Here is a 21,405-nt window from a genome sequence, read left to right on the forward strand (position 1 = left end):
AGCTCACTGATCGAGTCGTCCTGCGCGGAAAGATGTAACGGGCTAAGCTATATACCGAAGCTGCGGATGCGTGCTTTGCACGCATGGTAGAGAGCGTTCCGTAAGCCTGCGAAGGTGCGTTGAAAAGCGTGCTGGAGGTATCGGAAGTGCGAATGCTGACATGAGTAGCGATAAAGGGGTGAAAGGCCCCCTCGCCGTAAGCCCAAGGTTTCCTACGCAACGTTCATCGGCGTAGGGTGAGTCGGCCCCTAAGGCGAGGCAGAAATGCGTAGCTGATGGGAAGCAGGTCAATATTCCTGCACCATTGTTAGATGCGATGGGGGACGGATCGCGGAAGGTTGTCCGGGTGTTGGAAGTCCCGGTCGCTGCATTGGAGAAGGCGCTTAGGCAAATCCGGGCGCGGAATTCAAGGGTGTGGCGCGAGCTCCTTAGGGAGCGAAGCAATTGGAAGTGGTTCCAAGAAAAGCCTCTAAGCTTCAGTCTAACGATGACCGTACCGCAAACCGACACAGGTGGGCGAGATGAGTATTCTAAGGCGCTTGAGAGAACTCGGGAGAAGGAACTCGGCAAATTGGTACCGTAACTTCGGGATAAGGTACGCCCTTGTAGCTTGATGCGCCTGCGCGCAAAGGGTGAAGGGGTTGCAATAAACTGGTGGCTGCGACTGTTTAATAAAAACACAGCACTCTGCAAACACGAAAGTGGACGTATAGGGTGTGACGCCTGCCCGGTGCCGGAAGATTAAATGATGGGGTGCAAGCTCTTGATTGAAGTCCCGGTAAACGGCGGCCGTAACTATAACGGTCCTAAGGTAGCGAAATTCCTTGTCGGGTAAGTTCCGACCTGCACGAATGGCGTAACGATGGCCACACTGTCTCCTCCCGAGACTCAGCGAAGTTGAAGTGTTTGTGATGATGCAATCTACCCGCGGCTAGACGGAAAGACCCCATGAACCTTTACTGTAGCTTTGCATTGGACTTTGAACCGATCTGTGTAGGATAGGTGGGAGGCTATGAAACCGGAACGCTAGTTTCGGTGGAGCCGTCCTTGAAATACCACCCTGGTTTGTTTGAGGTTCTAACCTTGGCCCGTGATCCGGGTCGGGGACAGTGCATGGTAGGCAGTTTGACTGGGGCGTCCTCCAAAGCGTAACGGAGGAGTACGAAGGTACGCTAGGTACGGTCGGAAATCGTGCTGATAGTGCAATGGCATAAGCGTGCTTAACTGCGAGACCGACAAGTCGAGCAGGTGCGAAAGCAGGTCATAGTGATCCGGTGGTTCTGTGAAAGGGCCATCGCTCAACGGATAAAAGGTACTCTGGGATAACAGGCTGATACCGCCAAGAGTTCATATCGACGGCGGTGTTTGGCACCTCGATGTCGGCTCATCTCATCCTGGGGCTGTAGCCGGTCCCAAGGGTATGGCTGTTCGCCATTTAAAGAGGTACGTGAGCTGGGTTTAAACGTCGTGAGACAGTTTGGTCCCTATCTGCCGTGGGCGTTGGATATTTGAAGGGGGCTGCTCCTAGTACGAGAGGACCGGAGTGGACGAACCTCTGGTGTACCGGTTGTCACGCCAGTGGCATCGCCGGGTAGCTATGTTCGGAAGAGATAACCGCTGAAAGCATCTAAGCGGGAAACTCGCCTTAAGATGAGATATCCCTGGGGACTAGATCCCCTTGAAGGGTCGTTCGAGACCAGGACGTTGATAGGTCAGGTGTGTAAGCGCAGTAATGCGTTCAGCTAACTGATACTAATTGCCCGTAAGGCTTGATCCTATAACAAGTCTGCCTTGTGTCGATGATCGTTAGTGCTTCAGCACTTACGAGCATCCCACGCAGAGCGTCGAGCAGCGAAGCTGATCGATGCGGCGCGCCGGTTGAAGTACCGGTGACCTGCGTAGCAAGACGAGACAAGTTGGATTCTCGTGTGTGATACACACAACTCAAAATTACTGCTTCTTCCCGATTGGTCGTGCTGCGAAGCAACGCGACAACCCTCTTTGCCTGATGACCATAGCGAGTCGGTCCACCCCTTCCCATCCCGAACAGGACCGTGAAACGACTCTACGCCGATGATAGTGCGGATTCCCGTGTGAAAGTAGGTAATCGTCAGGCTCCCTAAGCCAGGAACCCCCGCCGAAAGGCGGGGGTTTTTGCATTGGCGCGGACAAAATGCAGGCCGGCCGGCAGCGTGCTCGAGCTGGAGTGCGAAGGCGTCATCAGGTCGACAGTCGGCCGATCAAACACCCGCCACTGATCCGCTGCAACTTCACTCGCAACGTCGGTCGCTTCGGTTCTCTCGAGCACAACGCCACGGTGCGTCATATCGCATTCTTCCCCTCACCCATCAGATCAAAAACGCACGCTTTGCGCGGCTACATGACCTGCGATGCATGCCCGGCGACAACGCGCCAGTCCGCACCCGATCGACGCCACAGGCGCGTATAGGCAAACGTGCCGTCGAATGCCGCGTCATCGAAACGGCCGACAAGCGTCGCCTTCGTCGTGGTCAGGATCATCTCGCCAACCGAGCATGCCCGCGTTTCGTGGAAATCGAGTCTGTCGAGGCGCAGGAGCTTCGCGCGATGCGTGGACAGATCGTCTTCCTTCGAGATGACCTGGCCGGTCGGGACGGTGAACACCAGATCGTCGTCCAGCAACGCATCGAGCGCGTCGACATCGTTGGCCAGCATCGCAGCCCGAAGCGCGGTTTCGTAGGGTTCGATGACTGTACGGATTGCATCCATATCGGGACCTCGCATCATCTTTGAAGATTTATGGTTTCGCTCATCGGTTGTGACCTGTTGCAGCACGCAACGTGTTCCGAATACAGCGGCGACGGAAAGAGCCTACCGCGCGTTCGACAGCGATTGACGCCGGGCCAGCATCACCAGGCAGATGCCGACCGACGCGATGATGTTGACGGCCGGATAAACGCGACCGCGACACTCCACGTGCTCAGCGCCAGCAACGCCAGCGCGTACTTGAGCACGCACAGCGCGAAATAGGCGAAGCTCTCGCTCCACGGATCGCGGATCGTCTTGCGGACGGTCGGGCCGAGGCCGGCAAGCTCGATCAGCGTGACCAGGCAGATCGAGACTGTCGGATCGTCGGTCAGCATCCACAGTGGAATGGCTGAAAGGGCCGCGCACAGGAAAAACCAGTCGATGGCTGTCCAGCCGCGTTCGCCGCGAAAAATGCTGGCTACCAGCGTCAGGAAGCACGTGACGGCAATCGCCGCCGTGCACCACGCGGACGGCCCCGCACCCGCAACGAACTGGCCGGCGGCCGCAATCGCCGTGACGACCGACCACACGAGCCACGTGAACAGATGCGGACGAACGGTGCGCCGGTAGATCGCGAGCGCGTACGGAATCGCTGCCAGCAAAGACACGGCGGTTCCGATCACGCCAAAGAACGAAGCGGCACCCTGATCGACACTCACCATCGACGCAACCTTGTTCGTTCAGGCCGACCAGTATGTGGTCGGAAGGGCCGAGGCGCAACGTCGCGCTGGTCAGCGTTGCGGAGAGCCGCGTGGCGCATCGCACCGGAATGTCGATGCCGGTGACCGATGCAATCAAACGCAGACAAACATCGGTAACGGATAGCAGCCGGAGTGTCGAATCGTATCAGCGTCGTGCGACGGGATCCCCGTATCCGCTGCGTACGACCCGGATCATCAGCGCGCGATCCAAGATTCCGGATTCGCCGCATGCACGTCGCGCCGGAACGCGCCAGGGCTCGTGCCCGTCCATTTCCGGAACGCGCGATGAAACGCGCTCGGCTCGGTGAAGCCGAGCTCGGCCGCGATCTCCGCGACGCTGAGCGCGTGCCCGCAGCAGCGACTGGGCCAGTGCGCCGCGCAGTTCGTCCTTGATCGCCGCGAAGCTTTGCCCTTCGCTGCGCAGACGCCGCCGCAGCGTCGCGGGCGTCGTGCCGAGGCGCACAGCCAGCGAATCGAAGTCGGGCCACTCGGCGGCCGGCAGCGCCTTCAGGTGCGCGCGCGTCTTCGCGACCGCCTGTCGTGCCGGTAGCGGACCAGCAGTTGCCGGGCGCGCCGCGCAGAAAGGTCTTCAGCGCCTGCGCGGAGCGGATCGTCGGCAGCGCGAGGTACGCGGCGTTGAATGCGAGCCGGCTGTCGGGCGGTCGAAATGCACGGGCACGCCGAAGAACTGGTGATAGTCGCTGCGCTGGTCGGGGCTCGGGCACGCGAAATCGATGCGCTGCAGCGGGATGCGCCTGCCGGTCAGCCAGCACGCGACGCCGAGCAGGATCAGCCAGAACGTCCGGTACGCGAATGCCGGATACGGCGCGCCCGACTGCGTCAGCACGATCTGCGCCTGCCCGTCGGCCACGACGAGCTCGCCGTGCGGCTCGTCGAGCACCACGCGCAGGAACTGCAGTGCCCGCCGCAGCGCCTTGTCGAGCGTGCCGGCGTGCAGTACCGCATGGCACAGCAGCGTGAAGCTGCCTTGCCGCATCGGGCGTGCGGCGAGCCCGAAGAATTCGTCGTCGATCGTGCCGGCGATCGCGAGCCACAGGCGGCCGTACTGTTGCGGCGTGACGGTCGCGCACGGCGGCCGGCAGGCCGGCGGCGCGCAGCACGGGCTCCGTCGCGATGCGCTGCCGGCGCAGGCACGCGAGCGCGTCGTCGACGAAATCCGGCGAAATCATCTGCGGCCCCATTTTCCTGCGTCCTCCCGACATGGCAAAAGCGATCACGATTCTAGATTCTGTTTGTCATTGATTGCAATGTGCCGGCTGTCTACTATCGATGTATCCCCCGTCGCGCCCAGGCTCGCCGGCGGTCATAACGAACAGGAGACACGCATGCCTGATGGAGCAACCGCCCGGGCGGTGCCGGCCTACGCCGACGCCGTGGCCCGGTTCAGTATCGAGACCGCCGCCGCGCATCTGCACGCGACCTGGAGCGTGGCCTGAACGCGTGCGTCGAATGTTGCGACCGGCACGCATCGGCGGACGCGATCGCGCTCGACTGGATCGACGCCGGCGGGCAGCACCACCGTTTCACGTTCGCGCAGATGCAGGCGCTGTCGGCACGCGTGGCGAACCTGCTGGTCGCGCAGGGCGTAAAGCCGGGCGACGTGGTGGCCGCTTGTTGCCGCGCACGCCCGAGCTCGTCGCGACGATCCTCGGCACGTGGCGCGCGGGCGCCGTCTATCAGCCGCTGTTTACCGCGTTCGGCCCGAAGGCGATCGAACACCGTCTGCGGATGAGCGATGCGCGCCTGGTCGTGACCAATGTCGCGAATCGCGCGAAGCTCGACGAGATCGCCGGTTGCCCGCCGGTCGCGACGGTGCGCGAGCCGGGCGACGCGCTGCCGGAACGCGACATCGATTTCCGCGCGGCGCTCGACGCACGGCCGGACACGTTTCGAACCGGTGCTGCGCAAGGGCACGGACCTGTTCATGATGAATGTCGACGTCCGCACGACGGGCCTGCCGAAGGGCGTGCCGGTGCCGCTGCGCGCGCTGCTCGCGTTCGGCGCGTACATGCGCGACGCGGTCGACCTGCGCGAAGGCGACCGGTTCTGGGAATATCGCCGATCCGGGCTGGGCGTACGGGCTCTATTACGCGATCACGGGCCCGCTGCTGCTCGGCCACCGCGACGACGCTCTACGAGGGCGGCTTCACGGTCGACAGCACGTACGACGTGATCGAACGGCTCGGCATCACGAGCCTCGCCGGCTCGCCGACCGCGTACCGGATGCTGATGGCGGCCGGTACGGAAGCGGCGGCGCGCGCGAAGGGCAAGCTGCGCGTCGTCAGCAGCGCGGGCGAGCCGCTGAATCCGGAAGTCGTGCGCTGGTTCGACGCGGCGCTCGATGCACCGATCTACGATCACTACGGCCAGACCGAACTCGGGATGGTCGTGAACAATCATCACGGCCTCGCACACGTTGTGCACGCCGGGTTCGGCCGGCTTCGCGATGCCCGGCTATCGCGTCGCGGTGCTCGACGAAGCGAGCCGCGAGCTCGGCCCCGGCGAGCCCGGCAATCTCGCGATCGACATCGCGCGCTCGCCGCTGCTGTGGTTCCACGGCTACTGGCAGCAAGGACACGCCGGCGATCGCGGGCGGCTACTACCGGACCGGCGACAACGTCGAACTGGAGCCGGACGGCACCGTGAGCTTCATCGGCCGCGCGGACGACGTGATCACGTCGTCCGGCTACCGGATCGGCCCGTTCGACGTGGAAAGCGCGCTGATCGAGCATCCGGCAGTCAGCGAAGCCGCGGTGATCGGTGTGGCCCGATCCGGAGCGCACGGAGATCGTGAAGGCGTTCGTCGTACTGTCGAAGGGCTTCGACGGCACGCCGGCGCTGGCCGACGAACTGAGCCTGGCACGTGAAGCGGCGGCTGTCCGCCCATGCCTATCCTCGCGCGATCGACTTCGGTCGACGCGCTGCCGAAAACCCCGAGCGGCAAGATCCAGCGCTTCGTGTTGCGCAAGATGGAAGCCGAGAAGGCCGCTCAACCCTGAATACGGACTGCGAATGAATATCAAGGATCGCGTTTTTCTGATTACGGGCGCCGGTTCGGGCCTGGGCGCCGCGGTGGCGCGCATGGTCGTCGCGGAAGGCGGCAAGGCCGTGCTGCTGGACGTCAATGACGATGCCGGCGCGAGCCTCGCGCACGAACTCGGCGCGGCCGCGCGCTTCGTGAAGACCGACGTGACGAGCGAAGCCGACGGCAGGCGGCCGTGGCCGCCGCGCGCGACGCGTTTCGGCCGCATCGACGCGCTCGTCAACTGCGCGGGCGTCGCGCCGGGCGAGAAGGTCGTCGGCCGCGACGGTCCGCACTCGCTCGACCGCTTTGGCACGTGCCGTGTCGATCAATCTCGTCGGCACGTTCAACATGATCCGGCTGGCTGCCGAAGCAATGTCGAAGCAGGATGCCGACGCGGAAGGCGAGCGCGGCGTGATCGTCAATACCGCGTCGGTCGCGGCGTTCGACGGGCAGATCGGGCAGGCCGCGTATGCGGCGTCGAAGAGCGGCGTGGTAGGCATGACGCTGCCGATCGCGCGCGAACTCGCGCGGTTCGGCATTCGTGTCGTGACGATCGCGCCCCGGCATCTTCGCGACGCCGATGATGGCCGGCATGCCGCAGGACGTACAGGACGCCGCTCGGCAAGAGCGTGCCGTTCCCGCCGCGGCTCGGCCGCCCGGAAGAATTTGCGGCGCTGGTGCGCCACATCGCCGAGAACACGATGCTGAACGGCGAAGTCATCCGTCTCGATGGCGCGTTGCGCATGGCACCGCGCTGACACTGGAGGAAGCGAATCATGACGACTCAGGATCCGATCGTAATCGTTGGCACGGCGCGCACGCCGATGGGTGGTTTTCAGGGCGACCTGGCTGCGGCCAGTGCGAGCGAGCTCGGCGCGGTAGCGATTCGCGCGGCGCTCGAGCGCGCGAACGTGCCGGCCGAGCGCATCGATGAAATCGTGTTCGGCTGCGTGCTGCCGGCCGGGCAGGGCCAGGCGCCGGCGCGGCAGGCCCGCGCTGAAGGCAGGACTGCCGCTTTCGGCAGGCGCGACCACGGTCAACAAGATGTGCGGCTCCGGGATGAAGGCGGCGATGTTCGCGCACGACCTGCTGCTGGCGGGTTCGGCGGGCGTGGCCGTCGCGGGCGGGATGGAAAGCATGACGAATGCGCCGTACCTGCTGCCGAAAGCGCGCGCGGGGATGCGGATGGGCCACGGCCAGGTGCTCGATCACATGTTCCTCGACGGGCTCGAGGACGCGTATGAAAAGGGTCGCCTGATGGGCACGTTCGCGGAGGATTGCGCGCAGGCCTACCAGTTCACGCGCGAGGCGCAGGATGCGTTTGCGATCGCGTCGCTGACGCGCGCGCAACGCGCGATCGCCGAAGGGCATTTCGTATCGGAGATCGCGCCGGTGACCGTGAAGGCCGGCAAGACCGAAACGGTCGTGTCGATCGACGAGCAGCCGGGCAAGGCGAAGCTCGACAAGATCCCGACGCTGAAGCCGGCGTTCCGCGATGGCGGCACGGTGACGGCCGCAAACGCGTCGTCGATCTCGGACGGTGCGGCGGCGCTCGTGATGATGCGCCGCTCGGAAGCGGAACGCCTGGGCCTCACGCCGAAGGCCGTGATCGTCGGGCATTCGACTTACGCGGACAAGCCGGGCCTGTTCGCGACCGCGCCGATCGGCGCGCTGCGCAAGCTGTCGGAGAAAACCGGCTGGAACCTGCGCGACGTCGACCTGTTCGAGATCAACGAAGCGTTCGCGGTGGTGCCGATGGCTGCGATGCGCGATCTCGACCTGCCGCACGAGAAGGTCAACGTGCATGGCGGCGCGTGCGCGCTCGGGCATCCGATCGGCGCATCGGGTGCGCGCGTGATGGTGACGCTGCTGGCCGCGCTCGAAACGTATGGCCTGAAACGCGGCATCGCGTCGTTGTGCATCGGCGGCGGCGAGGCGACGGCCATCGCGATCGAGCGCATCGCGTAACGCGAAAACGCGCATCGCACAGCACGCACGCTGCGACGCGGGCGACGGGTATCGCGCAGACAACCTCTGCGCATTACCCGTCGCCCGTTCTTGATTCGGCGGATTGCGCGGTTGCGCTACGGCTTCGTTTTCGGCGAGACCGCGCCGCACGCGCGAATCACGAGCTGCACGACCTGCTCGGTCTTCTCGTCGAACGCCTTCCGCGTGAACGTGCGCTTGCCGCTCAGTGCGCGGATCTGCGCATCGAAATCCGCATAGTGCTGCGTGGTCGCCCAGATCAGGTACATCAGCGCATGCGCGTCGATCGGCGCGAGCAGCCCGCGCGCGATCCAGCCGTCGATCACCTTCACGCGCGTGTCGAACCACGGCTTCACGCGTTGCGACAGGATGTCCGGCATGTGCTCCGCGCCGTGGATGATCTCGTTGGCCCAGACCTTCGAGCCGAGCGGGCGCCGCCGCGACAGATCCATCTTCGCGCGCACGTAGCCGCCGATCGCTTCCACCGGATCGTCACCGGCCTCGAACGTGCCGGCCGCGCGATGCCAGTCCTCGAACAGGTCGTCGAGCACGCGACGGTACAGCGCGAGCTTCGTCGGGAAGTAGTAATGCAGGTTCGCCTTCGGCAGGCCGGCGCGTTCCGCGATCATCGCGGTGCTCGCGCCGTCGAGCCCGCGCTCCGCGAATACGGCCTCCGCACACGCGAGCAGATGCGCTTCGTTGGACTCGCGGATGCGTGCCTTGCGTCGCCGCAAAGGCGCGGACGTTTCGTCGCTGTCGGTCGCTTCGGCTGCCGCCTCGTCATGTCTCATCGTTACCCTCGCGCGGCGGGCATGCCGCGTTGGGCTTCATTCTAGCCGCTGATCCGCGTCGAACGCACGCGTACGGAAACCGCGCATCCGCAGCGATGCTGCGTTGCGATGGCACGTTTCTCGCTCTATCGATCTGGGAAAGAAAGACATTGCTTTGGTCATTTTGATCGTCTAAAACCTGTCCAATCGGACAGGATTCGACGAGCGACGGAAGGCAGTTCCGGCGATTCGTCGGACGAACTTCGCGCACGACCGGGGCAGGCACCGCGCATGGGCGGGTTTGCCCCCGAATCAGGCATTGCACGCACCGGCACAGACCGGGCTGACGACATCACCGACCCCACAGGAGCGATGCGAATGAACGCGGTATCGGAAGCAGTGAAGCAGCCGGTCTTCGACCCGTCGATCAAGGTTGACGGCAAGCGGTTGTGGGACAGCCTGATGGAAGTCGCGAAGATCGGCGCGACGCCGAAAGGCGGGGTGTGCCGCCTCGCGCTGACCGATCTGGACAAGGCCGGCCGCGACCTGATCGTCGGCTGGGCGAAGGCCGCCGGCTGCACGGTGACGGTCGATACGATGGGCAACGTGTTCATGCGCCGCGCGGGCCGCGTGGCCGACGCGGCGCCGGTCGTCACGGGCTCGCATGCGGATTCGCAACCGACCGGCGGCCGCTTCGACGGCATCTACGGCGTGCTCGGCGGCCTCGAGGTGATTCGCAGTCTCAACGATCACGGGATCGAGACCGAGCATCCGGTCGAGGTCGTGATCTGGACCAACGAGGAGGGTTCGCGCTTCGCGCCCGCGATGGTTGCGTCCGGTGTGTTCGCGGGTGTGTTCCCGCTCGAATACGGGCTGTCGCGCAAGGACGTCGACGGCAAGACGATCGGCGAGGAGCTGGCGCGCATCGGCTACGCGGGCGACGTGCCGTGCGGCGGGCGCAAGCTGCACGCGGCGTTCGAACTGCATATCGAGCAGGGGCCGATTCTCGAAGCGGAATGCAAGACGATCGGCGTCGTGACCGATGCACAGGGGCAGCGCTGGTACGAGATCACGTTCACCGGCCAGGAAGCGCATGCCGGGCCGACGCCGATGCCGCGCCGCCGCGACGCGCTGCTCGGTGCATCGCGTGTGGTCGACCTCGTCAACCGGATCGGCCTCGATCATGCGCCGTTCGGCTGCGCGACGGTCGGCATGATGCAGGTCCACCCGAACTCGCGCAACGTGATTCCCGGCCGCGTGTTCTTCACCGTCGATTTCCGTCATCCGGACGACGCCGTGCTCGCGAAGATGGATGCCGCACTGCGCGACGGCGTCGCGCGCATCGCGGCCGGCATCGGGCTCGAAACGGAACTCGAGCAGATTTTCTATTACAAGCCCGTCGCGTTCGATCCGGCGTGCGTGGCGGCCGTGCGTGGTGCGGCCGATCGCTTCGGCTACTCGCACCGCGACATCGTGTCGGGCGCGGGGCACGACGCATGCTATCTGGCGCAGGTCGCGCCGACGTCGATGGTGTTCGTGCCGTGTGTCGACGGCATCAGCCACAACGAGATCGAGGACGCGACGCCCGCGTGGATCGAGGCCGGCGCGAACGTGCTGCTGCACGCGATGCTGTCGCGCGCATGCGAGCCGGCTTCATGACGAATCGACCGTAGCAGCCGGCAGGCTGCGTATCGCCTGACCGTAGCATTCCTAAGCGTGACCGCCCCGACTGTGCATTCGCAGCCGGCGGGGACGGCTTTGTCTCCACCCAGTCGAAGGAACGCGTATGACCACCAAGCCAACCGGCGATATCGCCGCGCATCGCCTGTCGTCCACGCAACTCTCGTGCGAATTCGCCGATATCGCGCCGCTGCTCGATCCGACGGCCGCGGCGGCAGCCGCCAGCCGCTGCCATTACTGCTATGACGCGCCGTGCGTGCACGCGTGCCCGACGCAGATCGACATCCCGAGCTTCATCCGCAAGATCGGCAACGGCAACCTGAAAGGCGCCGCCACCGACATCCTGTCCGCGAATCCGCTCGGCGGGATGTGCGCACGCGTGTGCCCGACCGAGATCCTGTGCGAAGGCGCATGCGTGCGCAACCATCAGGATGCGCAACCTGTGGCGATCGGCGCGCTGCAGCGGCATGCGACCGACTGGGCGATGGCAACCGGTGCGGTGCGTTTCACGCGTGCGCCCGATACGAGCCGCCATGTCGCGGTGGTCGGTGCGGGGCCGGCCGGGCTCGCGTGCGCGCACCGGCTCGCGCTCGCCGGGCACCGCGTGACGCTGTTCGACGCGCGCCCGAAGGCCGGCGGCCTCAACGAACACGGGATCGCCGCGTACAAGACTGTCGACGATTTCGCGCAGCGTGAAGTCGAATGGCTGCTGTCGGTCGGCGGTATCACGCTGAACACGGGCGTTGCGCTCGGACGCGACATAGCGCTCGACACGCTGCGCGAGCAGCACGATGCGGTGTTTCTCGCGATGGGCCTCGGCGGCGTGCGTGCGCTCGCGATCGACGGCGAGCAACTGGCCGGCGTGATGAACGCGGTCGACTTCATCGAGCAGGTGCGGCAGGCCGATGCGCTGGAGAACGTGCCGGTCGGGCGGCGCGTGGTCGTGATCGGCGGCGGCAATACGGCGATCGATGCGGCCGTGCAAAGCCGCAAGCTCGGCGCCGAGCGCGTGACGATGGTTTACCGGCGCGGCGTGGATGCGATGAGCGCGACGTGGGCCGAACGCGAGTTCGCGCAGAAGAGCGGCGTCACGCTCGTCACGCACGCGAAGCCCGTGCGCATCGCGGGCGAGAACGGGCAAGTGACGGGCGTCGAGTTTGACGCGGCATCGGGCGAGCGCTTCACCGTCGATGCGGACATGGTGCTGAAGGCGATCGGCCAGACGCTGGTGCCGGACGGCATCGCGGCCGCGTTGCTGACTGCGGACGGCGCGCGCATCGCGGTGGACGCGGACGGGCGCACGGCACTGCCCGACGTGTGGGCCGGCGGCGACTGCGCGGCGACGGACGGCATCGACCTCACGGTGCAGGCCGTACAGGACGGCAAGCGCGCGGCCGCGTCGATCGACGCCGCGCTCGCGCAGCGCGACGCGAAGGCTGCATAAGCGCACGCGCACGCATCCACGCATCCTCGACAGCGACCCCACTCTCACGGAGCCGAACATGGCCGACCTTCGTTGCACCATCGCGGGCATCACTTCGCCGAATCCCTTCTGGCTCGCGTCCGCGCCGCCGACCGACAAGGCCTACAACGTCAACCGTGCGTTCGAGGCGGGCTGGGGCGGCGTCGTCTGGAAGACGCTCGGGCTCGATCCGCACGTCGTCAACGTCAGCTCGCGCTACGGCGCCGTGCAGTGGAACGGCCAGCGCATCGCGGGGCTGAACAACATCGAGCTGATCACCGACCGTCCGCTCGACGTGAACCTGAGAGAGATCGCGCAGGTCAAGCGCGACTGGCCGGACCGTGCGCTGATCGTGTCTCTGATGGTGCCGTGCAACGAGCGCGACTGGAAATGGATCCTGCCGCTCGTCGAGGATACGGGCGCCGATGCGGTCGAGCTGAACTTCGGCTGCCCGCACGGGATGAGCGAGCGCGGGATGGGCGCGGCCGTCGGGCAGGTGCCCGAGTACGTCGAGATGGTCACGCGCTGGGTCAAGGAGGGCACGAAGCTGCCGTGCCTCGTGAAGCTCACGCCGAACATCAGCGACATCCGGATGGGGTCGCGCGCCGCATACAAGGGCGGTGCGGACGGCGTGTCGCTGATCAACACGATCAACTCGATCGTCGCGGTCGATCTCGATCACATGGCGCCGATGCCGACCGTCGACGGCAAGGGCACGCATGGCGGTTATTGCGGCCCGGCGGTCAAGCCGATCGCGCTGAACATGGTCGCGGAGATCGCGCGCGATCCGGAAACGCCGAACCTGCCGATCTCCGGTATCGGCGGCATTTCGACCTGGCGCGACGCGGCCGAATTCATCGTGCTCGGCGCCGGCAGCGTGCAGGTGTGCACCGCGGCGATGCATTACGGCTTCCGGATCGTGTCGGATCTGGCCGACGGGCTGTCGAACTGGATGGACGAGAAGGGCTACGCGACGCTCGACGACGTACGCGGCCGCGCGGTGCCGAACGTGACCGACTGGAAATACCTGAACCTGAAATACGACATCAAGGCGCGCATCGATCAGGACCGCTGCATCCAGTGCGGGCTGTGCCATATCGCGTGCGAGGACACGTCGCACCAGGCGATCACGCGCGAAAAGGACGGCATGCGGCACTTCGAAGTGATCGATTCGGAGTGCGTCGGGTGCAATCTTTGCATGCATGTGTGTCCGGTCGAGCAATGCATCACGATGGAGCGCGTCGACTCGGGCGAGTACGCAAACTGGACCACGCATCCGAACAACCCGACGCGTGCCGACGCGGGCGCGAGTGCGGGCCCGGCGGCGGCGCCCGATAAGCACGCGAAGGCGGCTTGACCTGCGTCCGGCGGTGCGGAAGATCCGGCGCCGCCGTTTTTCGTTCCCGTGGGCCGGCATTGTGCGATGCCGGCGCTGACGTTTACGTGGAGTGCCTTCGATGAAACCAGCAGCGACCCCCGCCGATCCCGACAGCGCCGCGGCGCAGGGCGGCAGCCTGTACAACGACGACCTCGCGCCGACGACGCCGGCGCAGCGCACGTGGAAGTGGTATCACTTCGCGGCACTGTGGGTCGGGATGGTGATGAACATCGCGTCGTACATGCTCGCGGCCGGGCTGATCCAGGAAGGCATGTCGCCGTGGCAGGCAGTGATGACCGTGCTGCTCGGCAACCTGATCGTGCTCGTGCCGATGCTGCTGATCGGCCATGCGGGCGCGAAGCACGGGATTCCGTACGCGGTGCTCGTGCGCGCGTCGTTCGGCACGCAGGGCGCGAAGCTGCCGGCGCTGCTGCGCGCGATCGTCGCGTGCGGCTGGTACGGCATCCAGACCTGGCTCGGCGGCAGCGCGATCTACACGCTGCTGAACATCCTGACCGGCAACGCGTTGCACGGCGCGGCGCTGCCGATCGTCGGCATCTCGTTCGGGCAGCTCGCGTGCTTCCTCGTGTTCTGGGCGCTGCAGATCTACTTCATCCTGCACGGCACCGATTCGATCCGCTGGCTCGAGAGCTGGTCCGCGCCGATCAAGGTCGTGATGTGCGTGGCGCTCGTGTGGTGGGCGACGTCGAAGGCGGGCGGCTTCGGTTCGATGCTGTCGGCGCCGTCGCAGTTCGCGGCGGGCGGCAAGAAGGCCGGGCTGTTCTGGGCGACCTTCTGGCCGGGCCTGACCGCGATGGTCGGCTTCTGGGCGACGCTCGCGCTGAACATTCCCGATTTCACGCGCTTCGCGCATTCGCAGCGCGACCAGATGATCGGGCAGTCGATCGGGCTGCCGCTGCCGATGGCGCTGCTGTCGGTGGTGTCGGTCGTCGTGACGTCGGCGACCGTCGTGATCTACGGCAATGCGATCTGGGACCCGATCGACCTGACGAGCCGGATGACGGGCATCGGCGTGGGCATCGCGCTCGTGATCCTCACGCTCGACACGATGTGCTGCAACCTCGCCGCGAATCTCGTCGGCCCCGCGTACGACTTCTCGAGCCTGTGGCCGAAGGCCATCTCGTACCGCGCGGGCGGGATGATCACCGCGACGATCGCGATCGTGATGATGCCGTGGAAGATCCTCGCGACGACGGACGGTTATATCTTCACCTGGCTCGTCGGTTATTCGGCGCTGCTCGGGCCCGTCGCGGGCATCCTGATGGTCGACTACTTCCTGATTCGCGGCACGCAGCTCGACACGCGCGCGCTGTTCGACGAGCGCGGCGGCTTCAGCTACGCGCGCGGCTGGAACCCGGCCGCGCTGGCCGCGCTCGCGGTCGGCGTGCTGCCGAACCTGCCCGGCTTCCTGCACACGGCATTTCCGGCGTCGTTCCCGAACGTGCCGGCGTTCTTCAATACGCTGTACACGTACGCGTGGTTCGTCGGCCTCGTGCTGGCGTCGGGCGTGTACGGCACCTGGATGAAGTGGCGCGCCGGACAGCGCGCGCAGATCGCGAGCGCATGACGCGCGGCGCAGCATGCGGCACCCGACAGTCAACGAGGAGGCAACCCTATGGCAATCCTGATTCGTGGCGGCACCGTGGTCGATGCGGACCGCTCCTACCGTGCGGACGTGCTCTGCGCCGACCCGCAGGACGGCGGCACGATCCTGCAGATCGCCGAGACGATCGACGCCCCGGCCGGCGCGAGCGTCGTCGACGCGCACGACCAGTACGTGATGCCGGGCGGCATCGATCCGCATACGCACATGGAACTGCCGTTCATGGGCACGACCGCGAGCGACGATTTCTACTCGGGCACGGCCGCCGGGCTGTCGGGCGGTACGACGAGCATCATCGATTTCGTGATCCCGAGCCCGAAGCAGCCGCTGATGGACGCGTTCCGCGAATGGCGCGGCTGGGCCGAGAAGGCGGCGGCCGACTACGGCTTCCACGTCGCGGTGACGTGGTGGGACGAGAGCGTGCACCGCGACATGGGCACCCTCGTGCGCGAGCATGGCGTGTCGAGCTTCAAGCACTTCATGGCCTACAAGAACGCGATCATGGCCGACGACGAGATTCTCGTGAACAGCTTCTCGCGTTCGCTCGAACTCGGCGCGCTGCCGACCGTGCACGCGGAGAACGGCGAACTCGTGTTCCGGCTGCAGCAGGCGCTGCTCGCGCGCGGGATGACGGGGCCGGAGGCGCATCCGCTGTCGCGCCCGCCGGAGGTCGAAGGCGAGGCCGCGAACCGCGCGATCCGCATCGCGCAGGTGCTTGGCGTCCCCGTGTATATCGTGCACGTATCGTCGAAGGATGCGGTCGATGCGATCACGCGCGCGCGCAGCGAGGGGCTGCGCGTGTTCGGCGAAGTGCTGCCGGGTCACCTGGTGATCGACGAGGCCGTCTATCGCGACCCGGACTGGACGCGTGCGGCAGCGCACGTGATGAGCCCGCCGTTCCGCTCGGCCGAGCATCGCGAGGCGCTGTGGCGCGGGCTGCAGGCGGGGCAACTGCATACGACGGCGACCGATCACTGCGTGTTCTGTGCGTCGCAGAAGGCGATGGGCCGCGACGATTTCACGAAGATCCCGAACGGTTGCGGCGGCGTCGAGGATCGCATGTCGGTGCTGTGGCATCACGGCGTGAATCACGGCCGCATCACGCCGAACGAGTTCGTGCGGATCACGTCGACGAACGCCGCGCAGATCTTCAACCTGTATCCGCGCAAGGGGGCCGTGCAGGTGGGCGCCGATGCCGACCTCGTCGTGTGGGACCCGGCCGCGACGAAGACGATCTCGGTGAAGACCCATCACCAGCAGGTCGACTTCAACGTGTTCGAGGGGATGACCGTGCAGGGCGTCGCGACGCACACGCTCACGCGCGGCGCACTCGCCTGGGCCGACGGCGACCTGCGCGCGGTGCGCGGCGCGGGCCACTATCTGAAACGGCCGCCGGCGGCCGGCTACTACGAGGCGGCTCGCATCGCGAACCGGCTGCGCGAACCGCATCCGGTCGAGCGCGCGGGCTGAACGGCGTGTGTCGCGCGGGGCGTGCCGGTTCGAGCGGCACGCCCCGCACGCATTTGAGCGCGCCGAACGAGTAATATCCACCGACAGCGTCACAAGAGCGTTCCGGGCCGCGTGCCGGACAAGATCAATAACATTGAGAGAAAGGAGCACAAGGTGGATATTCTGCGCAGTCTCCTGGGTATGTCGTTCCTGCTGTTGGTGGCTTACCTGCTGTCGAACAACCGGCGTGCGGTGAGCGGCCGGACCATGATTGCCGCGCTGCTCACGCAGCTCGCGATCGGCGCACTGGTGCTGTTCGTGCCGTCGGGCCGCGCGGCGCTGGCTGCGGCCGCGCACGGCGTCAATCGCGTGCTCGACATGGGCAATCACGGCATCGCGTTCGTGTTCGGCGGGCTGGTCGACAGCCGGATGTTCCAGCTGTTCGGCGACGGCGGGTTCGTGTTCGGCCTGCGCGTGCTGCCGATGATCATCTTCGTCACCGCGCTGATCGCGGTGCTGTACTACATCGGCGTGATGAAGTGGATCGTTGCGATCCTCGGCGCGGGGCTCGCGAAAGTGCTCGGCGTGAGCCGTATCGAGGCGTGCTCGGCCGTCGCGACGATCTTCCTCGGGCAAAGCGAGATGCCCGCGCTCGTGAAGCCGTTCGTGCGGAACATGACGAGCGCCGAGATCTTCACGGTGATGGCGAGCGGCATGGCGTCGGTCGCGGGCTCGGTGCTGGTCGGCTACGCCGGCCTCGGCGTGAAGATGGAGTATCTGCTCGCCGCGTCGTTCATGGCGGTGCCGGGCGGGCTGCTGTTCGGCAAGCTGCTGTTTCCGACCGTCGAGCCGAGCCGCGTCGTGGTCGACGGTCTCGATTTCGACGACAAGCGGGCCGCCAACGTGATCGAGGCGGCGGCGTCCGGCGCGGCGGTCGGCCTGCGAATCGCGATCAACGTCGGCGCGATGCTGATCGCGTTCGTGGGGCTCATCGCGCTGATGAACCTCATCGTCGGCGGCGTGGCCGCGTTCGCCGGCTTTCCGCAGATCACGCTGCTGGGCATTCTCGGCCACTTGTTCGCGCCGCTCGCGTGGATCATCGGCGTGCCGTGGCACGACGCGGCGCTGGCCGGCAACTTCATCGGCGAGAAACTGATCTTCAACGAGTTCGTCGCGTACGGCGACCTGTCGCCGTACCTGAAGGGCAGCGAACACGTCACGGCGGCCGGCCTGCAAGTGCTCGACCCGAAGACGCTCGCGATCGTGTCGTTCGCGCTGTGCGGCTTCGCGAACTTCTCGTCGATCGCCATTCTCGCGGGCGGCTTCAGCGCGGTCGCGCCGGAGCGTCGGTCGGAAGTCGCACGGCACGGCTTGCGTGCGCTGACGGCCGCGACACTGTCGAACCTGATGAGTGCCGCGATTGCCGGCCTGTTCTTCTCCCTGCATTGAACCGCGCAGCGGCCCCTGACCGATCGAGGAGATGCAACGATGTTTCTACCGCAGGAATTCATCCGCCAGAAGCGCAACCGGCAGCCGCTCGATCGCGACGGGATAACCGCGTTCGTGCGCGGCGTGACCGACGGCAGCGTGACCGAGGGCCAGGTGGCGGCGTTCGCGATGGCCGTGTACTTCAACGACCTGAGCGTCGACGAGCGAGTCGCGCTGACGATCGCGCAGCGCGACTCGGGCGACGTGCTCGACTGGCGCGCGCTCGATCTCGACGGGCCGGTGATCGACAAGCATTCGACCGGTGGCGTCGGCGATGTCGTGTCGCTGATGCTCGGGCCGATGGTGGCCGCGTGCGGCGGATACGTGCCGATGATCTCGGGGCGCGGGCTCGGCCATACCGGCGGCACGCTCGACAAGCTCAGCGCGATTCCCGGTTACGACGTGACGCCCGATACGGATGCGTTTCGCCGCACGGTGCGCGACGTCGGCGTCGCGATCATCGGGCAGACCGCGCGGCTGGCACCGGCCGACAAGCGCATCTATGCGATTCGCGACGTGACGGCGACCGTCGAGTCGGTCGCGATGATCACCGCGTCGATCCTGTCGAAGAAGCTCGCGGCAGGACTCGACGGGCTCGTGATGGACGTCAAGGTCGGCTCCGGAGCGTTCATGCCGACCGTCGAGCAATCGGCGGAACTGGCCCGCAGCATCGTCGACGTCGGCAACGGCGCCGGCATGAAGACGACCGCGATCCTCACCGACATGAACCAGTCGCTCGCACCGTGTGCGGGCAATGCGCTCGAAGTGGCATGCGCGATCGACTACCTGACGGGCAAGTCACGTCCGGCCCGGCTGCATGAAGTCACGATGGCGCTTGCAGCGCAGTTGCTCGTCACCGGCGGGCTGGCAGGCGATGACGCACAGGCACGCGCGATGCTGCAACGGACGCTCGACTCGGGCGCGGCGGCGGAACGCTTCGCGAGAATGGTCGTGGCGCTCGGCGGCCCCGCGGACCTGATCGCTGCGCCCGGGCGTCATCTCGCGCGGGCGGCGGCGATCGTGCCGGTTCCGGCGCGCGCGAGCGGCGTCGTGCAGCGGGTCGATTGCCGCGCGCTCGGGCTGGCGGTCGTCGCGCTCGGCGGTGGCCGCACGCGAGCGGCGGATGCGATCGACACCCGTGTCGGCCTGTCCGCGCTTGCGGAGATCGGGCAGCGTGTCGAGGCCGGCCAACCGCTCGGTTGCGTGCACGCCCGCGACGCCGCCTCGGCGGCGCGCGCGGTGGACGCGGTCCAGCGCAGCTACATGCTGGGCGAGACGGGCGATGCGCCGCCGACCATTCACCAGCAGATCGGTTGACCGGCCGCCGGTGCCGGCACGGACGGAGCGTGCGGGCATCGGCGGCCGCTTCACATTACGGGAGTATCGTGCGTGCCGGGATGCGGCTGAGTCGATGCATCCCGGCACACCACCGGAGGCACCATCGAGATGGAACGAGACGAATTGCTCGAACAGGCAAAGGCGGCGCGCGAACGCGCGTATGCGCCGTATTCGCGCTTCAAGGTCGGCGCGGCGCTGCAGGCGCGCGACGGCACGATTTTTCACGGCTGCAATGTCGAGAACGCGTCCTACGGATTGTGCAATTGCGCGGAGCGCACGGCGATGTTTTCGGCCATCGCCGCCGGCTATCGTCCGGGGGACTTCGCGCGGCTCGCGGTCGTCGGCGACACGGACGGCCCGATCGCGCCGTGCGGCGCGTGCCGTCAGGTGATCATCGAGATCGGCATGCCCGACATCGAAGTGATCCTGGGCAACCTGAAAGGCGATGTCGAGGCCACGACGGCACACGCGTTGCTGCCGGGCGCGTTCCGGTTGTAGCGGAGCGCGTCGCGGCGAGCCTGCGATGTCGTGCGGCGCGCCGCACGTATCACGCGCCGTCGCGCGCTTCGCGGATCGGGATCACGGTGCGCGCGCCGCACTGGCGCAGCAGGTCGCGCAGCTCGTTGATGACCGGAAACACCTCGTGGTTCCAGTCGGCGCCCTGGCGATCGTGCGCTTCCTGCTCGCGCTCGACGATCCAGCGATCCTCGCGGAAGATGCGTTCGGTGAACCATACGAGCAGCGGCCACGCGAGGTCGAGCGCGAACGGTATGCCGGGCTTGTGGATCGACAGCAGTCCGAACGTGCGGTTGGTGCGCTGCTCGGCGTCGAGCGGCACGTAGACGATCCACAGGTCCATCACGAGCGTGCCTTCGCTCGAACGGATCCGCAGCGTCTGGTACGGATAGCCGGTGCGCACCGTCATCACGCTCTTGTCGGACTGGTCGGACGCCTTCTTGCTCGCGCCGAACACGAGCGCCTCGCCGACCGGCTGCTTGCCCTCCATCCGCGCGAACGTGTAGTCGACCTCGACCCAGTCGTCGCCGCGGCGCCGGCCCAACGAGCGCGCGCGCATCTGTCCCATCTGCTTGCGGTGCAGGAACTGATGGTTCATGTCCATCAGGTTCTCGTGCATGAACGAGTAGTGGCACTTGACCTCGCGGCCGAAGCGGCGGGTCTTGTACGCGGGGTTGTCCGCTGATTCGAGCGCGGGGAATGGCCGCGTGTCGGCGAGCGTCGCGTCGCCGGGGAACACGAAGATCAGCCCGTGCGCTTCGCGGCACGGATACGCGCGCACGCCGTTCGGCAAACGCTCGCGGCCGAGGTAGGGCACGTCGACGCAGCGGCCGCTGTCGCACGCGTAGGTCCAGCCGTGATAGCAGCAGCGCAGCGTCTCGCCGCTCACGACGCCCGCGTGCAGCGGCACCTGGCGGTGCGCGCAACGATCTTCGAGCGCGTACACGGCGCCCGATTCGGTGCGTACGAGCACGATCGGATCGCCGGCGAAGCGCACGCCGAGCGTCTTGCCGCGCTTGAGCTCGCGCGACCACGCGAGCGGGTACCAGTGATCGGGGTGAATGGGCACGCGGCGCAGGTCGCGCACGCCCGTGCCGGAAGAGGGTTCTTCGAGGGTGCTGCTGTCAGGCAAAGGCACTGCGAGCATGCGTGACGTCTCCTGGCTGGGCAGAAAGTCCGG

Annotated in this window: 13 protein-coding genes, 1 rRNA gene, 5 pseudogenes and 1 other annotated feature; of the genes and pseudogenes, 14 read left to right on the top strand and 5 right to left on the bottom strand. The window is 66.3% G+C overall.

Going from position 1 to position 21,405, the window contains the following annotated elements; translation table 11 throughout:
• Nucleotides 1–1,777, top strand: a sequence feature (23S ribosomal RNA rRNA prediction is too short).
• 227 nt (nt 1,778–2,004) lie between these two features.
• Nucleotides 2,005–2,116, top strand: a 5S ribosomal RNA gene (gene rrf / locus ABD05_RS30330).
• A gap of 260 nt (nt 2,117–2,376) precedes the next feature.
• Here rrf and ABD05_RS30335 read toward each other — a convergent pair.
• The 3 genes and pseudogenes from ABD05_RS30335 to ABD05_RS30345 all read right to left on the bottom strand — a co-directional run bounded on the left by ABD05_RS30335 (nt 2,377) and on the right by ABD05_RS30345 (nt 4,690).
• On the bottom strand, nt 2,377–2,748 hold the full coding sequence (locus ABD05_RS30335; protein ID WP_047903904.1) for a nuclear transport factor 2 family protein: 372 nt from the start codon (nt 2,746–2,748) through the stop codon (nt 2,377–2,379).
• A gap of 102 nt (nt 2,749–2,850) precedes the next feature.
• Nucleotides 2,851–3,449: pseudogene (locus tag ABD05_RS30340) on the bottom strand (hypothetical protein).
• A gap of 234 nt (nt 3,450–3,683) precedes the next feature.
• Nucleotides 3,684–4,690, bottom strand: a pseudogene (locus ABD05_RS30345) (AraC family transcriptional regulator).
• 314 nt (nt 4,691–5,004) lie between these two features.
• On the opposite strand from ABD05_RS30345, the pseudogene ABD05_RS39475 reads away from it, so the two are divergent.
• The 5 genes and pseudogenes from ABD05_RS39475 to ABD05_RS30360 all read left to right on the top strand — a co-directional run.
• Nucleotides 5,005–5,258, top strand: a pseudogene (locus tag ABD05_RS39475) (AMP-binding protein); the annotation flags it as partial.
• The gene (locus ABD05_RS39480) at nt 5,238–6,155 is read left to right on the top strand and encodes an AMP-binding protein (protein ID WP_338012477.1); all 918 of its coding nucleotides are present in this window, start codon (nt 5,238–5,240) and stop codon (nt 6,153–6,155) included. The pseudogene ABD05_RS39475 and the gene ABD05_RS39480, both read left to right, overlap by 21 nt.
• Nucleotides 6,152–6,376 carry an AMP-binding enzyme gene (locus tag ABD05_RS39485; RefSeq protein ID WP_338012475.1) on the top strand — a complete coding sequence of 75 codons (225 nt, stop codon included), beginning with the start codon at nt 6,152–6,154 and terminating at the stop codon, nt 6,374–6,376. The genes ABD05_RS39480 and ABD05_RS39485 overlap by 4 nt, the downstream gene beginning before the upstream one ends.
• Before the next feature lie 145 nt (nt 6,377–6,521).
• Nucleotides 6,522–7,292: pseudogene (locus ABD05_RS30355) on the top strand (3-hydroxyacyl-CoA dehydrogenase).
• 18 nt (nt 7,293–7,310) lie between these two features.
• Nucleotides 7,311–8,502, top strand: a pseudogene (locus ABD05_RS30360) (acetyl-CoA C-acetyltransferase).
• 116 nt (nt 8,503–8,618) lie between these two features.
• On the opposite strand, the gene ABD05_RS30365 reads toward ABD05_RS30360, so the two are convergent.
• On the bottom strand, nt 8,619–9,311 hold the full coding sequence (locus ABD05_RS30365; protein ID WP_047903906.1) for a TetR/AcrR family transcriptional regulator: 693 nt from the start codon (nt 9,309–9,311) through the stop codon (nt 8,619–8,621).
• Between the two features lie 357 nt (nt 9,312–9,668).
• Between ABD05_RS30365 and ABD05_RS30370 the strand changes: the two genes are divergently transcribed.
• The 8 genes from ABD05_RS30370 to ABD05_RS30405 all read left to right on the top strand — a co-directional run bounded on the left by ABD05_RS30370 (nt 9,669) and on the right by ABD05_RS30405 (nt 20,207).
• On the top strand, nt 9,669–10,949 hold the full coding sequence (locus tag ABD05_RS30370; RefSeq protein WP_047903907.1) for a Zn-dependent hydrolase: 1,281 nt from the start codon (nt 9,669–9,671) through the stop codon (nt 10,947–10,949).
• Nucleotides 10,950–11,076: 127 nt separating this feature from the next.
• Nucleotides 11,077–12,414 carry an NAD(P)-dependent oxidoreductase gene (locus ABD05_RS30375; protein WP_047903908.1) on the top strand — a complete coding sequence of 446 codons (1,338 nt, stop codon included), beginning with the start codon at nt 11,077–11,079 and terminating at the stop codon, nt 12,412–12,414.
• Nucleotides 12,415–12,472: 58 nt separating this feature from the next.
• The gene (gene preA, locus ABD05_RS30380; protein WP_047903909.1) at nt 12,473–13,789 is read left to right on the top strand and encodes an NAD-dependent dihydropyrimidine dehydrogenase subunit PreA; all 1,317 of its coding nucleotides are present in this window, start codon (nt 12,473–12,475) and stop codon (nt 13,787–13,789) included.
• A gap of 100 nt (nt 13,790–13,889) precedes the next feature.
• Nucleotides 13,890–15,398 (top strand): NCS1 family nucleobase:cation symporter-1, encoded by a 1,509-nt coding sequence (locus ABD05_RS30385; RefSeq protein WP_047903910.1) that lies wholly within the window; start codon nt 13,890–13,892, stop codon nt 15,396–15,398.
• Between the two features lie 48 nt (nt 15,399–15,446).
• Entirely contained in the window at nt 15,447–16,904 is a 1,458-nt protein-coding gene (hydA, locus tag ABD05_RS30390) for a dihydropyrimidinase (RefSeq protein WP_047903911.1), read from the top strand.
• A 153-nt stretch (nt 16,905–17,057) separates the two neighbouring features.
• Nucleotides 17,058–18,332: a NupC/NupG family nucleoside CNT transporter gene (locus ABD05_RS30395; protein ID WP_047903912.1), complete on the top strand. Its 1,275-nt coding sequence runs from the start codon at nt 17,058–17,060 to the stop codon at nt 18,330–18,332.
• 39 nt (nt 18,333–18,371) lie between these two features.
• The gene (deoA, locus tag ABD05_RS30400) at nt 18,372–19,688 is read left to right on the top strand and encodes a thymidine phosphorylase (protein WP_047903913.1); all 1,317 of its coding nucleotides are present in this window, start codon (nt 18,372–18,374) and stop codon (nt 19,686–19,688) included.
• A 129-nt stretch (nt 19,689–19,817) separates the two neighbouring features.
• Nucleotides 19,818–20,207: a cytidine deaminase gene (locus ABD05_RS30405; RefSeq protein ID WP_047903914.1), complete on the top strand. Its 390-nt coding sequence runs from the start codon at nt 19,818–19,820 to the stop codon at nt 20,205–20,207.
• A gap of 49 nt (nt 20,208–20,256) precedes the next feature.
• Here ABD05_RS30405 and ABD05_RS30410 read toward each other — a convergent pair whose 3' ends face one another.
• Entirely contained in the window at nt 20,257–21,372 is a 1,116-nt protein-coding gene (locus ABD05_RS30410; protein WP_047903915.1) for an aromatic ring-hydroxylating oxygenase subunit alpha, read from the bottom strand.
• Nucleotides 21,373–21,405: the final 33 nt, after the last annotated feature.

Source organism: Burkholderia pyrrocinia (assembly GCF_001028665.1).
GTDB classification, from domain to species: Bacteria; Pseudomonadota; Gammaproteobacteria; order Burkholderiales; family Burkholderiaceae; genus Burkholderia; species Burkholderia pyrrocinia.

Bases quoted from the DNA above. Each gene is read 5' to 3' on its own strand.
- ABD05_RS30335 (WP_047903904.1), bottom strand. From the start codon at position 2,748: ATGGATGCAATCCGTACAGTCATCGAACCCTACGAAACCGCGCTTCGG.
- ABD05_RS39480 (WP_338012477.1), top strand. From the start codon at position 5,238: ATGAGCGATGCGCGCCTGGTCGTGACCAATGTCGCGAATCGCGCGAAG.
- ABD05_RS30365 (WP_047903906.1), bottom strand. From the start codon at position 9,311: ATGAGACATGACGAGGCGGCAGCCGAAGCGACCGACAGCGACGAAACG.
- ABD05_RS30370 (WP_047903907.1), top strand. From the start codon at position 9,669: ATGAACGCGGTATCGGAAGCAGTGAAGCAGCCGGTCTTCGACCCGTCG.
- ABD05_RS30375 (WP_047903908.1), top strand. From the start codon at position 11,077: ATGACCACCAAGCCAACCGGCGATATCGCCGCGCATCGCCTGTCGTCC.
- preA (WP_047903909.1), top strand. From the start codon at position 12,473: ATGGCCGACCTTCGTTGCACCATCGCGGGCATCACTTCGCCGAATCCC.
- ABD05_RS30385 (WP_047903910.1), top strand. From the start codon at position 13,890: ATGAAACCAGCAGCGACCCCCGCCGATCCCGACAGCGCCGCGGCGCAG.
- hydA (WP_047903911.1), top strand. From the start codon at position 15,447: ATGGCAATCCTGATTCGTGGCGGCACCGTGGTCGATGCGGACCGCTCC.
- deoA (WP_047903913.1), top strand. From the start codon at position 18,372: ATGTTTCTACCGCAGGAATTCATCCGCCAGAAGCGCAACCGGCAGCCG.
- ABD05_RS30405 (WP_047903914.1), top strand. From the start codon at position 19,818: ATGGAACGAGACGAATTGCTCGAACAGGCAAAGGCGGCGCGCGAACGC.
- ABD05_RS30410 (WP_047903915.1), bottom strand. From the start codon at position 21,372: ATGCTCGCAGTGCCTTTGCCTGACAGCAGCACCCTCGAAGAACCCTCT.